Raw genomic sequence first — 15,630 nt, 5'->3', positions numbered from 1 at the left:
ATTGGATAAATTAAAAGCTGAAAGCGTTAGATTATATCAAAATTCTATATCACTGACACCTGTAGCTGATTTCATTTCATAGCCAATCGTTGGAGCTCTCGCTTCTCTTCGTCGGTTAACTTATCCAAAGATTTGCTATGTAATTCTGTCATACGTTTATTACGTTGCGCTTGCTGTAATTTCTCTAATACTTCTAAAAACTCTTCCTCCAAATCAATCGCACTACCCCATTCCAAGGTTTCACTTTCGATATCTTCCAGTAATGCTCTATATGGGCTATTTTGTAAATAAGTCAGTATTGAATGCGCAGATTTACTTGCTATCAGCTGAGGGTGCGTATCAAGAAAATCAACAAGAGCTTTTAATGCAGCAACTTCTTCACTGTTTTCACTACATTGGACAAGCAAATATTTATCTAGTTTGGCGATATAATTCGGGCTATACAATAGCATCCTCGTTAATCGGCGATAAGGCGTAATTGGTTGTTTCCTCACCGAATTCTTGATCTTATGCGCCCTGGGTACACGTTTTATTTGCAACAATTCTTCTAGTTCGCTTTGACTAATCCCGCTCAATTCCCCCAAGCGTCTTACCAGCATCACAGATAATGCTGGTGCCGCCACTTGCTGCAATAGCGGCTTCGCATCACTGACTAACTTGGCGCGACCTTCACTGGTCTGGAGATTTGTCCCTACACATAATTCCTTGAATAGAAACTCTGACAAGGGCATAGCTTGTTTAAGTTGCTGTTCAAAGGATTCTTTTCCATACTGGTTCACGTAACTATCTGGATCGGTTCCCTCGGGTAAAAAAAGAAAACTCAGATACTTTCCATCTGAAAGCAATGCCAAACTATTCTCAAGCGCACGCCACGCTGCTTTTCTGCCCGCTTTGTCTCCGTCGAAACAAAAAATAATATTCTCGGTCTGACGTAAAAGTTTTTGTATATGAAAGCTGGTGGTAGCCGTACCCAATGCTGCCACCACATAATCAATCCCGTGCTGCGAGAGAGCGATAACATCCATATAGCCCTCTACAACAATCACACAGTTGGCTTCACGTATCGCGCGACGCGCCGAGAAGAAATTATATAACTCCCGTCCCTTCTCAAATAAAATTGTTTCCGGAGAATTCAGATATTTCGGCTCTTCCTGCTCTAATACCCGGCCACCAAAGCCAATTATTTGGCCTTTCTGGTTCAGGATCGGAAACATAATACGATCCCTGAATCGATCATATTGCCTGGCTTCGTCGCTGATTATTACCAATCCGGCTTGCAGCAATATTTTCCGGGTTCTCTCAGATGTATAATCAGTAAAAATGGCTGCGAGATTTTGCCAGCCAGCCGGCGCATAACCAATTGCAAATCGTGCCGCTATCTTCCCGGACAAACCGCGTTTCTTGAGATAGGCAATGGCCTTTTCTGAAATCTTGAGCTGCTCTCGATAGAAGCGGGTAGCAGCTTGCAGCACACTTAACAGATCCTGTGGTGATATTTCCGGATCATTACTGCCCAGGCCATTTACTGGATATTGCGATAAATCATCTGGAACAGTCTGTTTGAAAAAAGTATCCGTCTGTTGCTCAGGTACCTGCATCCCAACATAAGCTGCCAGATCATGCACAGCTTCAACAAAGCTCAATCCGCTATATTCAATTAAAAAACTAATTGCGTTCCCGTGCGCGCCGCAACCAAAGCAATGATAAAACTGTTTAGTCTGGCTGACAGTAAATGAAGGCGTTTTTTCACTATGAAACGGGCAGCAAGCAACAAAGTTAGCACCTGCTTTTTTGAGTGGAACGTGACGATCAATCGCATCAACAATATCTACACGATTGAGCAGGTCATAAATAAAAGGCTGAGGAATCATTTACCGAAAGCAATCAATAACACCCAGCTTCAAGTATAAATAAATTACATCAACTATGGTTTCGTTTAAAAAAACAATGCCAAAGTAGCTGGGTAATTTCAGGCTGATATTTTTCCTTTAATCAGCGTTGATACTCTAGCCATATCCGCACGCCCAGCAAGTTTCGGTTTTAATATGGCCATAACTTTACCCATATCCTGCATACCTTTTGCTCCTGTTTCTGAAATTGCATCAGCAATCAACGCATCAATTTCAGAATCATTAAGCGCTTGCGGCATATATACATTTAATACAATGACTTCATCTTTCTCAATATTGGCCAGATCCAACCGCTGTGCAGCTTCATACTGCGTGATAGATTCCTTCCGTTGCTTGAGCATTTTTTCAATAACCGCGATCACTGCAGCATCATCAAGCACGATGCGTTCATCGACTTCACGCTGCTTGATAGCAGCTTGCAACAAGCGTATGGTATCCCGCTGCTTGGTGTCACCCGAGCGCATAGCCGCTTTCATGTCTTCAGTAATTCTCTGTTTCAGACTCATAGTCCACCGGCACAACGGATTGTTAGTTGATTAGCTTTGATGATTATTCCGAAAATGCTCGGAAATAGCATCACGCTACACTCAAATTTATCTTATTTTTATTTACTACGACTTAATAAAGCTTAGGAGGTAACAATTGACTACGCAAACGCTTGTAGTTACGTTTTACAGCTGCTGCCAGTTTCCGCTTACGTTCTGCAGTTGGTTTTTCATAAAACTCGCGTGCGCGTAATTCTGTCAGTATCCCTGTTTTCTCAATGGAACGTTTAAAACGTCGCATTGCAACTTCAAATGGCTCGTTTTCCTTAAGCTTGATCGTCGTCATAAATAGGCAAAACCCTTCGGTTAGTTATATAAAATAATACAATTGATGAATTCTATTTTGTTTCACCCTAGCACAGGACGCAACAAAAGCTTTAAATTATAACACCAAGAAGTTTGCTATAAAAGATAAAATTGCATCAGGAAACTAACAAGCAGAATCACCGAGGAAAATCGGACATATACCACAAGATCGGCCAAGAGAAGCACTGATTGACTTACTCCATGCCTGAAAAAATATGCATACAAAAAAGATTCGCATCTTAAATCTTTATTTGGCCGGATCAATAACTCAGAGAAGTAGATTGTTGAGCTACGCTACAGCCCATTAAGTTATAGTGCAAATTGGCGGAGAGGATGGGATTCGAACCCATGTGCCAAGTTACCCTGACCAACTGATTTCGAGTCAGCGCCGTTGTGACCGCTTCGGTACCTCTCCGGATTCTGAAAATAATACACCCGTTTAATTCAACTTAGTTCAAACGGGGGTAGAAACTGATGTAAGCCCTGCTCTAAGCACTTGCTACCATAACATCACGCATTTTCTGTAGCGCTTTAACTTCAATCTGACGGACGCGTTCTGCGGATACGCCTAGCTCATCAGCCAGTTCATGCAAGGTGGCCGTATCTTTTTCACTTAACCAGCGAGCTTCAATGATGTGACGGCTCCGATCATCCAGGCAGGCCAACGACTGTTGTAAACCTTTCTCACGTAAGAAGCTGAACTGCTCACTCTCCAGAATTTTTGAGGGCTCTGCGCCGTCTGTCAGATAGCTGATCGGACTGAAAGTGTCATCCTCGTCGTCCGATATCGGCTCCAGCGAAATATCCGAGCCATTGAATCGCTTTTCCATCTCGACTACTTCTTCAGATTTGACACCAAGCTGTGTCGCCATCGCCTCTACTTCCTGCGGATTCAGCGTGCCCAATCCCTGCTTCATGCTGCGCAAGTTAAAGAATAATTTACGCTGCTGCTTGGTAGTGGCAATTTTAACCAAACGCCAGTTACGCATAATGAATTCATGGATCTCAGCTTTAATCCAATGCACCGCAAAAGACACTAAGCGTACGCCACGCTCAGGGTCAAAGCGTTTGACTGCCTTCATTAGACCGATATTGCCTTCCTGAATCAAATCGGCTTGTGGAAGACCATATCCTTTGTAACCACGCGCTATTGCAATCACAAAACGCAGATGGGACAAAATTAATTTTTGCGCAGCTTCAATATCGCCATGACTCCACAGGCGCTTCGCCAAACTGCTCTCTTCCTCTTGGGAAAGAATAGGAAAAGAATTAGCAGACTGAATATAACTTTCAAGACTTCCTCCCAGTGAAGGGAGTGTTAAAGCATTCGTCATTATAATAATCTCCTGATTATGGTTTGTGCTTAACTTTATCTTTAAAATTAATTCTAGCACTCTGCTGATAAGAGTGCCAAGTTTTTAAAAAGTTTCGTTACCAAGCCCCTACTTATCTGGGTTCTATTTGCCAGAGATGGCTTGCAACGGATAGGCGCGCGCCAAGCCAACCCAACCAGGCTGAAAACAATAGCAGGCTGATGCTGTCTGATGGAGAAAGCTGTTGGAGTTGCAGATCAAAGTCATAAAGTTGTGCAAGCGTGCCGAGCTCTTCATTCAGCGCGCGTATGACTAATGTCATGATAAGCCATGCGGTAGCACCTCCGGCCAGTCCCTGAATGGCGCCAAAATATAGAAAAGGGCGCCGGATGAAGCTGTCAGTTGCACCTATTAATTTGGATATCTCGATTTCATCCCGTTTGGTAAGGATTTGCAAGCGGATAGTGTTAAACATAATAGCGATTATCGCGACACTTAATAGGGTCGTCAGCATCAATACAATAAAGCGTCCCAGTTTAAGCAATGCACTCAAGCGCTCGGCCCAGGCAGAGTCAAATTGCACATGTTCGATTTCCGGCCAGCTTTGCATTGCTACACGCAATTGCTCAAGATTTTCAGGCGCGTTTTCCAAGGTATGCACAATGAAGGCATCCGGAAGCGGATTGCGCACCAGGCTGGCACTGATATCAGCAAGTCCGTTATTTTGTTGTAATTGATGCAGTGCAGCGTCTTTCGGAATAAACTGAAAGCTTACAATCTGTGAATCTTCTTCCATCCGTTGCTTAATTCCTTCAATATCTTCTTTCTTGATATCCAGCTTAAGAAACAAACTCATTTGCGGGGAACTCGCCGTTTGTCCGGAAATGGAACTCAGATTTTCCATGAGTACATAAATACCTGCCGGTAGACTCAGCGCAATGCCCATTACGATGATACTGAGTAGACTGGTAGCGGGCGTAGAAATTAGTCGTTTGAGTGTGAGAAAAAACACAAACCCGTGTTGCGTCAGCCATGCACGTATCATACCGCCAACTTTCCTTGTTTCAGTGACAGAATACGATGTTGTGTGTCCCTCAATAAGGATGCGTCATGGGTTGCAATCAGCACCGTGACGCCCACTTGATTGAATGATATGAACATCGACATAATATCCTGAGCATATTCAATATCCAGATTTCCGGTTGGCTCATCTGCGATGAGAATACTCGGACGATGGACCACCGCACGCGCAATACATAATCGCTGTCTTTCCCCGCCTGATAACGCAATGGGCATGGCTTTTTCTTTTTTTAACAAACCAACTTTATCAAGCGCCGCACGTACACGGCCAGCCACCGTTTTGTTATCAAAGTTACTGATTTGCAGCGGCAGTAAAACATTGTCAAAAACATTTCGATCAAACAAGAGCTTGTGATCCTGAAAAATAAACCCGATCTTGCGGCGCAAATACGGGATAGCGCCCAGCTTGAGTTGCGCGATGTTTTGCCCGCTGATCGTAATCGTGCCGGAAGTCGGGCGCTCTATCGCAGCGATCAGCTTTAATAACGTGCTTTTGCCCGCACCTGAATGACCGGTTAGAAACACCATTTCACCGGATTCAACTGTAAGATCAACGTTATTCAACGCAACATAACCATCCGGATAACGTTTGGAGACATTCTTAAAGACGATCATGTTATGGCCATATACTAATAACCATCAATCAATCATCGCTTCGACGAACTCTCTGGCGTCAAATGGTCTTAAATCATCCAACCCTTCGCCAACGCCAACAAAACGTAACGCCGGAGGATCCTTTGGATATTGCCCGGCAATGGCTGCTACTACACCGCCTTTGGCGGTACCATCCAGTTTGGTCAGAACCAGGCCGGTCACATTCAGCGCTTCATCAAAGGCCTTAACCTGTGTGATTGCATTCTGTCCGGTGTTGGCATCCAGTACCAGCAACACTTCGTGCGGCGCATCTGGCATAGCTTTGGCTATCACACGTTTTACTTTTTTAATCTCTTCCATTAAATGAAGTTGCGTGGTCAAACGTCCGGCGGTGTCTGCCAGCACAATATCGATACCGCGTGCTTTGGCTGAATTGACCGCATCAAAAATGACTGCCGCCGGGTCACTTTTTTTATCTGGATCGCTATCTGGCGCAATTACAGCGATATTATTTCGCTGACCCCATACAATCAGCTGCTCGCGTGCCGCTGCGCGGAAGGTATCACCAGCGGCCAGCAATACCGATTTACCTTGCGATTGAAAATATTTGGCAAGCTTGCCGATAGAAGTTGTTTTTCCCACGCCATTGACACCTGTTATCATAATCACAAAAGGTTTTTGTATCGTGGTGTCAAATGGTTGAACAAGCGGCTCCAGCATAGCGATGAGTGATTCCTTAAGCGCTTGTTTTAATTGCATGGAATCCGTCAATGCGTCGCGTCTCACTTGTTTGCGGAGATCTTCAAGTAATTGGTGGGTTGCCTTGACTCCGATGTCGGAAGTTAACAAAATAGTTTCCAGTTCTTCGTAAAGCACCTCGTCTATCTTGCCGCCACCAAATAAACTCGATAGCTGTTTACCCAAATTCTGCCGGGTGCGCGAGAGGCCTTGTTTGAGCTTGCTTGCTAAGCTCACTGATTCGGCAGACCTGGATTCAGGCTCAGACTCGGTATCAGGCAAAACCGCTGCTTCAATAGGATCCTCAGGATTCTTTTTGGATTTAAAAAAACTAAACATTCTGGTAGGCTCTAATATGCATTGCAATTCTCAAAGCTTAATTTTATTCTGTTTACTCACATTTAGGTTAGTAAAAATGAAACCTGATCACCGTACTACTTTTTTCCGCTTCTTTTCATTTTCCGGGTTGTTGCTATTATCGAGTCTGTTAGTCTTATCGCCTGCGTTTGCCAATCCGCACGAGTATTTTCTCGATAATGGCTTGAAATTGATTGTAAAACAGGATCATCGCTCACCGGTCGTGGTGACACAAATCTGGTACAAGGCGGGCAGCATTGACGAATTAAATGGCGTGACCGGGGTTGCGCATGTGTTGGAACATATGATGTTTAAAGGCACAGAAAAAGTGCCTAATGGTGAATTTTCAAAGAAAATCGCCGCCGCGGGTGGGCGCGAGAATGCTTTCACCAGCTACGATTACACTGCTTACTACCAACAATTGCACAAACGCAGTTTGCCCATGGCGATGGAATTGGAATCGGATCGGATGCGTAACTTGATCCTGACAGAGGAAGAGTTCTCAAAAGAAATCAAAGTGGTTATGGAAGAGAGGCGACTACGCACGGATGATCAAGCACGCTCGCTGTTGTATGAAAAAATGATGGCCATGGCTTACCAGGCGCATCCATACAAAAATCCCATCATTGGCTGGATGAACGATCTGGAAAACATGCGTGTAGAAGATGCACAAGAGTGGTATGACCGCTGGTACGCGCCAAATAATGCAACACTGGTTGTGGTCGGTGATGTTGATGCGGCGGAAGTGTTCAAACTGGCACAAAAAAACTACGGTACCATTCAAAAGCATTCTTTATCCCCGATAAGTGCCCGCAAACCGCAAACCGAGCCGCCCCAGGTGGGCACCAAAAGGATAACAGTCAAAGCGCCCGCAGAATTGCCTTATCTGATTATGGGCTATCATGCCCCAGGAATTAAAAATGTAGCAACAGACTGGGAGCCTTACGCGCTGGAAATACTGGAAGGTGTACTAGATGGCAATGCTTCGGCCAGACTGAACAAGTCATTGGTACGCGAAAATCAAATTGCTAATTCCGCAAGCGCTGGCTATGGCGCAATGGCTCGCGGTCCGAGTATTTTCTTTCTCAGTGCGGTACCGCGTGCCGGTAAAACGGTGGTAGAACTGGAACAGGCATTACGCGGCGAGATTGAGAAAATTATTAAAGAAGGTGTCACGGAACAAGAACTTGCTCGAGTTAAAGCACAGGTCGTGGCTAGCCATGTGTATCAACGCGATTCGATTTATTCTCAAGCGATGCAGCTTGGAAGGCTGGAAAGTATGGGATTGTCTTTTCGTGACATTGATACCATACTGGAAAAGCTGAAAGCAGTTACTGCCGAACAAATACGTGATGTCACCAAAAAATATTTCAATGATGATAGCTTGACAGTAGCTGTGTTAGACCCGCAACCACTGGATAAAAAATTGCCCGCTAAGGCACCGGCTGGACTCAGACATTGAGTTGATCGCATTACCAATTGCTCTGACAATTACTTTGATAAATTAAATTACTGCCAGAGCAAAATTTCGCTTTGTTTAGCCTGCTAAGCAGTATTTATTTTTTAGCATCGCCATGCGCGTGGCCGTCATCTTTCTGTTGATCGTGCTTGTGCATATGATTCATCATGCCGTGCATTTCTGCTTCTTCCAGAAAGCCGTCTTTGTTGGCGTCCTTTTGATCAAACATAGCCTCATGGTGTTTCATAAACTCTTCCTTGCTGATCTTGCCATCTTTATTCAGATCCACTGAAGACATCATATGCGGACATTGATGGCCGTGGTGATCGCCGGACTTCATGTCACCGTGACCTGCCGTTTGTCCGCTTTGGTGTTGGTGGCCGCTATCTTTAGTAGCGTCAGCCGCAGAAGCTGTTGTTGCTCCGAGCGTAAATAAAAAAACGGTTCCGACAGCGACAGCAATCAAATTTCTTTTGTGGAGCATCTTGTTTCTCCTAGTAAGTAATGAGTGAAAGATAAAATTTTCTTTCCATTTTTTAGAAATGAGCATCCCGATAAAGTTCGGAAAACAGCTTCAATACTAGCGTAATACTGTAAGAAAGCGTAAATAATGATGCGATTTCAAGCAACAATAAAATGTTGACGGTAATACTTAAGCTCGTTGATGGAGTCGTAAATATCTGCCAGCGCCTCATGTTTACTTTCTTTGGTTAAGCCGGATGCTATTTCCGGCTTCCAGCGTTTGACCAGTTCTTTGAAGGTGCTGACATCCAGATTGCGATAATGAAAATACGCCTCCAACTGCGGCATGGTACGTACCATAAAGCGCCGATCCTGGCAGATTGAATTGCCACACATGGGCGACACACCGGAGGGCACATGCAATTTCAGAAATTCGATCATTTGTGCTTCAACTTCAGTTTCGTTGAATCGAGAAGCTTTCACCTTGTCAATCAAACCCGATTTGGAATGGGTAGATTTATTCCACTTGTCCATGCCGTCCAGTATTTCATACGATTGATGTACTACCAAAACCGGACCTTCAGCGACTACATTTAATTGCGAGTCGGTAACAACCAAAGCTACTTCAATGATGCGATCAGTATCTGGATTGAGTCCGGTCATTTCCATGTCGACCCAGATGAGGTTATTGTTATCTTGTGCCATAATTATTTATATTTTTTGAATGCAATGCGTTTAATTGTGTCATATTGGCACTAGTCCGTCACTTTTAAAACAAAGAAGGAAATGCCGGTTCATTTTACAGCAATCATCTGATTGATGAATGAATCCAAACTTTAGAGCTCAAATTATTTAATTATGCAAACATTTACATTGGTTTTTCTTATCGCACTATTGCTCACTACATCGACTCAAATTTGGCTAGCAGTCAGGCATGCTCGCCATGTACGCGCCCATCAGGATCAAGTGCCGGAAGAATTCGCCAGCCAGATCAGTTTAAGTGATCACCAAAAGGCTGCGGATTACACCTGTGCTAAAACACGTACAGGATATCCAAGCATACTGCTGAATGTCTTTCTGTTGCTCATTTTCACGCTGGGTGGCGGACTGAATGCTTTAAGTGATTTCTGGGCAGGCTGGTTGAATGATCCGTTAGCACATGGCATGGCGCTGATTATCAGCACTTTCTTCATCATGAGTGCCGCCGAGCTTCCATTGAGTTATTACCGTACTTTTGTCATCGAAGAGCAATATGGGTTCAATAAAATGACCCCGGCCATGTTTTTTACCGATCTGATCAAGCAAACCGCGCTGGGTTTGTTACTGGGCGCACCTTTGTTATTTTGTGTGCTGTGGCTGATGGAAAAAATGGGGGAAAGTTGGTGGTTATATGCCTGGGTAGGTTGGATTGCTTTCAATTTATTTATTCTGGCGATTTTCCCCACCTGGATTGCGCCGCTGTTCAATAAATTCACCCCGTTGGAAGATGCCACGCTCAAGACACGCATCGAGCAACTGATGAGCAAATGCGGTTTCAAAGCCAGCGGACTGTTCGTCATGGACGGCTCGCGCCGGAGTAATCACGGTAATGCGTATTTCACCGGATTTGGCAAAACCAAACGTATTGTGTTTTTCGATACCCTGCTGGCGCGCCTCAGTCCGGGTGAAATTGAAGCGGTACTGGCGCATGAATTGGGGCATTTCAAACATCAGCATGTGATCAAGCGTATTGTGATTTCGTTTGCAATGAGCCTAGCTTTTCTAGGGATACTGGGTTATTTAATGGAGCAAAGCTGGTTTTATGAAGGATTGGGTGTGTCGGTCGCTACCGTGCCGTCAACCGCCATGGCATTGCTGTTATTTTTTCTAGTGATGCCGGCATTCACCTTTTTGCTGCAGCCGATATCGAGCATTTATTCACGTAAACATGAGTTTGAAGCGGACGCCTATGCTGCACAAAATTCATCGGCGGATGATCTGATCCATGCGCTGGTTAAGCTGTATCAGGACAATGCCGCCACACTCACGCCGGATCCCTTGCATTCAGCCTTTTATGACTCACATCCACCGGCATCGATCCGTGTGGCACATCTACAAAGTCAGGGACAATCATGAACAATACCGTATGTGATTTAACTTCCAAGCAATGCAAACCATGCGAAGGCGGTGTACCGCCGCTATCTTCTGATGAAATTTCCGCCTTTTTGCAGCAAATCGAGGGATGGCAATTACAAGATAAGCAAATCAGCAAAACCTATGCATTCAAGAATTACTATCAAACGATGGCTTTTGTGAATGCGGCCGCGTGGATCTCCCATCGGGAAGATCATCATCCGGATATGATGGTTGGTTATAATCAATGCGTGGTTACCTATACAACGCATGCGATTGGCGGTTTATCCGAGAATGATTTTATTTGCGCAGCCAAAATCGACAAGTTGTTTGCAATTTGAGCATCCGCCAGAAAAACGCAAAGAATAGCGTTGAGTACTTAGCCGGACAAATAGTTGCCGCATTTGGCAGGCACTTCTCCGTTGAAACGGAGCAAGGTGAAATCGTATCGTGCGTCATGCGCGGTAAAAAAGGCGGCGTGGCTTGCGGTGATCAGGTTGAATGTCAGCTTACCACCTCCGGACAAGGTGTCATTGAAGGGATAAAGCCACGCAAATCGCTGTTATACCGCAGTGACAGCTTCAAGGAAAAAATCATTGCGGCCAATGTGACGCAAATCATCATAGTCGTGGCGGCAGTTCCCAGCTTTAGTGAGGAATTGATCAATCGTTGCCTAGTAGCCGTTGAGAGCGAAAATATCGAAGTATTGATTGTATTGAATAAAGCCGATCTCACAGAACCCACTCAAGCAGCAATGAACATACTCTCGCTATACAAGGATCTTGGCTATCCTGTACTACAGCTAAGCGCCCTCAAAGATATTTCCGCGCTCCAACCTTATTTGCAAGGTCATCTTAGCGTACTGGCCGGCCAATCCGGCATGGGCAAGTCAACTTTGCTCAATGCGCTGATCCCGCAAGCCAAGCGCGCCACCGCGGAAATCTCGGTAGCACTGGATTCCGGCTGCCACACAACCACCCATTCACAGCTTTATCATGTAGATGCTAACAGCGATATCATCGATTCCCCCGGAATTCAGGAATTTGGCTTGAATCATATTAAAGATGAGAATCTGGCATGGGGTTTTATCGAATTTGTCCCTTATATCGGACAATGCAAATTCAGCAATTGCCGCCATACCCGTGAGCCCGGCTGCGCCGTGACACTGGCTGTGCAAGAAGGAAAAATTCATCGCAAGCGATTGGATTTTTATCATCGATTGTTGCGACATGAAAGCCTCGATACAAACGAGTAAAAGAAGTACTGAATAGCTCACTACCCTGGTAATAGCCGTACGCCAAGTACAATAATGCGTTATTGACGCATTGTATCCTCTGCGGCAAGATGCGCTACATGACAATTCAGAAAAACTACTGTCATCGTTCCCAATCTTTTTAACTCAGTAATCTTATGACCATTACTCCCAATCGTCAGTGGGCATTGATTGCCGGTCCATTGCTAGCAATCGCTGTTGCTGTCGGCATGAATCAATCTGGCTGGGAAGATCAAGCCTGCTGGACAGGCGCCGTGGCCATTCTGTGTGTTGTTTGGTGGATATTTGAACCCATTCCCATCCCTGCAACCGCCATCATTCCTTTGGCGGTTTTTCCACTCACTGGCGTTTTGCCACAGGAGAAAATAGCTGCGGCCTATGGCAGTGAGTTGATTTTATTGATGCTCGGTGGATTCATTTTATCGGCAGCGATGGAGCGTTCCGGCGCGCACCGCCGGATTGCGCTCGGCATGGTCAATGTAATCGGCGGCACCAGTAGCCGCCGTATTGTGTTGGGGTTTATGGTCGCGACTGCCGCGTTGAGCATGTGGATATCGAATACCGCGACCACGTTAATGATGTTGCCGATCGCACTGGCCGTCATCACGCAGAGTCCCGATAAGAAATTGGCCATTCCACTGTTATTGGCGATTGCTTATGGCAGCAGCATCGGAGGGTTAGGCACGCCGATCGGCACACCGCCAAATCTGGTTTTCATGCAACAGTACGAAAGCTTCACCGGCAGCGCGGTGAGTTTCTCGCAATGGATGAGCTGGGGATTGCCGGTCGTGCTGCTTTTTTTGCCCCTGGCCGGATTATGGCTCACACGCAAATTGGATTATCACGGCGAATTGGTGATTCCTCCCGCTGGCAACTGGCGTCTGGAAGAACGCCGCGTGCTGATTATTTTTGGTTTGACCGCATTGGCCTGGGTAACGCGTCTCGAACCGTTCGGCGGTTGGAGCTACTGGTTAGGTCTGAAAGGCGCTAACGATGCGATCGTCGCGTTGGTCGCTGCCGTCATCTTATTTCTGGTTCCCAATGGGCGCGGTGGCAAGTTGATCGACTGGGAATCCGCAGAGCGCGTTCCCTGGGGCATTCTGATTTTGTTTGCGGCAGGCATCGCGATTGCCCAAGCTTTTGTCGAATCCGGACTATCCCGCGCGATCGCTGATCAATTGGCGGTACTCGCCAGCCTGCATCCACTTGTGATGATCACGACCATCGCGCTGATCGTCACTTTCCTGACTGAAACCACCAGCAACACCGCAACCACGATATTGCTGATGCCCATCCTAGCGTCCGCGGCACTCGGCGCAGGCATCGACCCCGCTCTACTGATGGTACCCGCCGCGATGAGTGCGAGCTGCGCCTTCATGTTGCCCGTTGCCACTGCGCCGAATGCCATTGTATTCGGCAGCGGCCATGTCACGGTCGCCAATATGGTGCGCGAAGGATTGGCGTTGAATTTTATCGGGGTTGTGGTGATTACGTTGGTTTGTTATTTTTTGGTTTAAAAATCCATTTTCAACGAAAACTTTGGCGTTATTTGCTTAATTCATGTCACATGAATACTCTATGCATAGATTCTAACAAGCCTATATTTCAAGACCAACTTTATTTGTCACTATTGAATCTGTAATGCGTAATCCTTTCTGTAACTTCGTTTACTTTTATTATAATCGCCGGATCTGGATTGCGACCAGTTACCATGCGTTTTCCTGGAAAGCATTCAACATCTTTACTGTTGATTTCTTCTGTTGAACAACTACTAAAGAACTTGACTAAGCCAGTAACGCCTTCAAATGAAAATTCTGGTTCTGATAGTGATTTGCTAAGTGATTGACGTGAAATTTCACCGGAACCCCTAAATCCTTCTATAAGGATATGAGTTGCATCATAAGCCATAGCAGTTCTCCATGTTATTCCTATTTCATCTAGAATATCTAAGTGATTTATGCAAGTTTCTTTAGTAAAATCATCCTCCTCATGGCAGATCTTTATACTATCTTCAGTCCAGAGTTCTATAGCTTCTCCCTCAAATTGCACTTCTCCTACTTTTAGGATTTTTTCTGGAAACCAACTTACTGCCATTGTTAAATTGGCTACATTCTTGCCACCCAATTCAAGCGTTTGATTTGTGTATAAAGTCGGGCTGGAGAAAATCTTGATATTCGCAAGTGAACTATCTCTTTTAATATTTTTTAATACGGCGATACTGTCACCTATTCGGTTCACATGCGAAGCCACAAAAATAACGTTTATTCCATCCTTATTTTTTGCGTTTTCTAAGACATCTGCAAGGTTTAGATCAGCCTTGCTAAAATCACAACTGATATCTTTCGCATTGGTCATTATATTTAATGTATTGCTTTTTTCTTTGACACCAATTAGTTCAATTTCACCTTTGTTATTCTTGGCGAAATTTTCAAAACTACCTACAATTACATTTTGATCAAACGCATTTGCGTCATAGCAGAGAAGTACTCTGGGTATTTCTCCCGTGGGGAGTTGATGTTTCATTTCATCAATGACCTTTTTTATCAAAATCTCGTGACTATAAGTTACAGCAAAGATATAGTTTCCTTTTGCTCGCTCTCCATCCTTCTTGTCTAATTTTTCAAAGTCCAGAGCAAAACTATTCGGTGTTACCATTACAAGCTTACCCTTCTGATATTCAATGGCTGCCTTGCTGGAGACCTCACTTGCGTTATGCCCAACAAGGGCATAAACCTCTTTTTGTTTTTTTACCAGATACTTTGCAATTTTAACCGCAATGTCCGGGTTATTACTGTCATCGATAATCATGATCTGAAGTGGCCTACCCTTTATTCCACCATCACATCCGACTTTATATAACTTTTTTTCATCAATGCATTTGCTTTCAAAATCCTTCATTATGTCATTATGCGCATGAGCGACTCCGCGCAATATTTCGAGAGCTACTGCTTTATTTCCACCCTTTGGTACACTTGTGGAAATCAATATCGGTTTTATTTCCGAATTATTCTGCATCAATGCATTAATTTGGGCATTATTTTTATAGATTAACGATTCTGGGTCATTCTTATTGTTCTTGAGGGCTTCAACAAACTTACTTTCTGCTTCACTAAATCTTTTTTCTTTGAAGTTATTGATTCCATTTAGCTTATCTGAATCTATGGAAGAAAATAATCGTTTCTCTCCCATACTTGTGAGCTTCTCAATTTCATTGTCTTCGTACCAACTAGAAACTAAAATTGCTGTGATTACTACTATAGAAGTATAAATAGAATACAAAAAATGTTTTTTAGCGTTTGATTTATTCAGGAATTCTTCAATTCTATTTGGGTCGCCAAATAAATATGTATAATTCAGAAGTGTCCGGAGATTTAATTGAATAGATTCAGTTGGTTATTATTGTTCGACATGGTTATTTGCACATCGGTATTTTTAACCAATTGATCGATAGGTATTTTTTCGAAAAGAGTTAGGCTTAAAA

15 protein-coding genes and 1 tRNA gene are annotated in these 15,630 nt (G+C 44.4%); 5 read left to right on the top strand and 11 right to left on the bottom strand.

Annotated features, from left to right (window positions below; all coding sequences use genetic code 11):
- Positions 1-71: 71 nt before the first annotated feature.
- The 8 genes from dnaG to ftsY all read right to left on the bottom strand — a co-directional run bounded on the left by dnaG (position 72) and on the right by ftsY (position 6,825).
- The gene (gene dnaG, locus QZ942_RS09800) at positions 72-1,871 is read right to left on the bottom strand and encodes a DNA primase (protein ID WP_292995083.1); all 1,800 of its coding nucleotides are present in this window, start codon (positions 1,869-1,871) and stop codon (positions 72-74) included.
- Positions 1,872-1,969: 98 nt separating this feature from the next.
- Positions 1,970-2,416, bottom strand: a complete 447-nt coding sequence (locus QZ942_RS09795; RefSeq protein WP_292995081.1) for a GatB/YqeY domain-containing protein — start codon at positions 2,414-2,416, stop codon at positions 1,970-1,972.
- Positions 2,417-2,528: 112 nt separating this feature from the next.
- Positions 2,529-2,741, bottom strand: coding sequence for a 30S ribosomal protein S21 (gene rpsU / locus QZ942_RS09790; protein WP_013964468.1), 213 nt, complete (start codon positions 2,739-2,741; stop codon positions 2,529-2,531).
- 342 nt (positions 2,742-3,083) lie between these two features.
- Positions 3,084-3,176 (bottom strand) — tRNA-Ser (locus QZ942_RS09785).
- Between the two features lie 73 nt (positions 3,177-3,249).
- The gene (rpoH, locus tag QZ942_RS09780; protein WP_292995079.1) at positions 3,250-4,095 is read right to left on the bottom strand and encodes an RNA polymerase sigma factor RpoH; all 846 of its coding nucleotides are present in this window, start codon (positions 4,093-4,095) and stop codon (positions 3,250-3,252) included.
- 112 nt (positions 4,096-4,207) lie between these two features.
- The gene (gene ftsX / locus QZ942_RS09775) at positions 4,208-5,119 is read right to left on the bottom strand and encodes a permease-like cell division protein FtsX (protein ID WP_292995078.1); all 912 of its coding nucleotides are present in this window, start codon (positions 5,117-5,119) and stop codon (positions 4,208-4,210) included.
- Positions 5,116-5,769 (bottom strand): cell division ATP-binding protein FtsE, encoded by a 654-nt coding sequence (ftsE, locus tag QZ942_RS09770; protein ID WP_292995076.1) that lies wholly within the window; start codon positions 5,767-5,769, stop codon positions 5,116-5,118. Before ftsE ends, ftsX begins: the two co-directional genes overlap by 4 nt.
- Positions 5,770-5,793: 24 nt before the next feature.
- Positions 5,794-6,825 carry a signal recognition particle-docking protein FtsY gene (gene ftsY, locus QZ942_RS09765; protein WP_292995074.1) on the bottom strand — a complete coding sequence of 344 codons (1,032 nt, stop codon included), beginning with the start codon at positions 6,823-6,825 and terminating at the stop codon, positions 5,794-5,796.
- A gap of 76 nt (positions 6,826-6,901) precedes the next feature.
- Here ftsY and QZ942_RS09760 point away from each other — a divergent pair, with 76 nt between their 5' ends.
- Positions 6,902-8,305 (top strand): pitrilysin family protein, encoded by a 1,404-nt coding sequence (locus tag QZ942_RS09760; RefSeq protein ID WP_292995072.1) that lies wholly within the window; start codon positions 6,902-6,904, stop codon positions 8,303-8,305.
- Positions 8,306-8,399: 94 nt separating this feature from the next.
- On the opposite strand, the gene QZ942_RS09755 is transcribed toward QZ942_RS09760, so the two are convergent.
- Together QZ942_RS09755 and orn are read right to left on the bottom strand one after the other, a co-directional pair.
- The gene (locus tag QZ942_RS09755; protein ID WP_292995070.1) at positions 8,400-8,786 is read right to left on the bottom strand and encodes an EF-hand domain-containing protein; all 387 of its coding nucleotides are present in this window, start codon (positions 8,784-8,786) and stop codon (positions 8,400-8,402) included.
- A 137-nt stretch (positions 8,787-8,923) separates the two neighbouring features.
- Positions 8,924-9,469 (bottom strand): oligoribonuclease, encoded by a 546-nt coding sequence (gene orn / locus QZ942_RS09750; protein WP_292995068.1) that lies wholly within the window; start codon positions 9,467-9,469, stop codon positions 8,924-8,926.
- 153 nt (positions 9,470-9,622) lie between these two features.
- Between orn and QZ942_RS09745 the strand changes: the two genes are divergently transcribed.
- From QZ942_RS09745 to QZ942_RS09730, 4 genes are all read left to right on the top strand, one after another.
- A complete protein-coding gene (locus QZ942_RS09745; protein ID WP_292995066.1) occupies positions 9,623-10,879 on the top strand; it encodes a M48 family metallopeptidase in 1,257 nt (418 codons plus the stop codon).
- A complete protein-coding gene (locus QZ942_RS09740) occupies positions 10,876-11,217 on the top strand; it encodes a 4a-hydroxytetrahydrobiopterin dehydratase (RefSeq protein ID WP_292995064.1) in 342 nt (113 codons plus the stop codon). The genes QZ942_RS09745 and QZ942_RS09740 overlap by 4 nt, the downstream gene beginning before the upstream one ends.
- Positions 11,214-12,131, top strand: coding sequence for a ribosome small subunit-dependent GTPase A (gene rsgA / locus QZ942_RS09735; protein ID WP_292995182.1), 918 nt, complete (start codon positions 11,214-11,216; stop codon positions 12,129-12,131). The genes QZ942_RS09740 and rsgA overlap by 4 nt, the downstream gene beginning before the upstream one ends.
- Positions 12,132-12,286: 155 nt before the next feature.
- Positions 12,287-13,666 carry an SLC13 family permease gene (locus QZ942_RS09730; RefSeq protein WP_292995062.1) on the top strand — a complete coding sequence of 460 codons (1,380 nt, stop codon included), beginning with the start codon at positions 12,287-12,289 and terminating at the stop codon, positions 13,664-13,666.
- A 100-nt stretch (positions 13,667-13,766) separates the two neighbouring features.
- Here the strand turns inward: QZ942_RS09730 and QZ942_RS09725 are convergent, their stop codons facing one another.
- The gene (locus QZ942_RS09725) at positions 13,767-15,338 is read right to left on the bottom strand and encodes an ABC transporter substrate-binding protein (RefSeq protein WP_292995060.1); all 1,572 of its coding nucleotides are present in this window, start codon (positions 15,336-15,338) and stop codon (positions 13,767-13,769) included.
- Positions 15,339-15,630 lie beyond the last annotated feature (292 nt).

This window comes from Nitrosomonas sp. (assembly GCF_021731985.1).
Classification (GTDB): Bacteria; Pseudomonadota; Gammaproteobacteria; order Burkholderiales; family Nitrosomonadaceae; genus Nitrosomonas.
The sequence above is the reverse complement of the archived record's forward strand: the minus strand, read 5'-3'. Positions and strand labels throughout refer to the sequence as shown.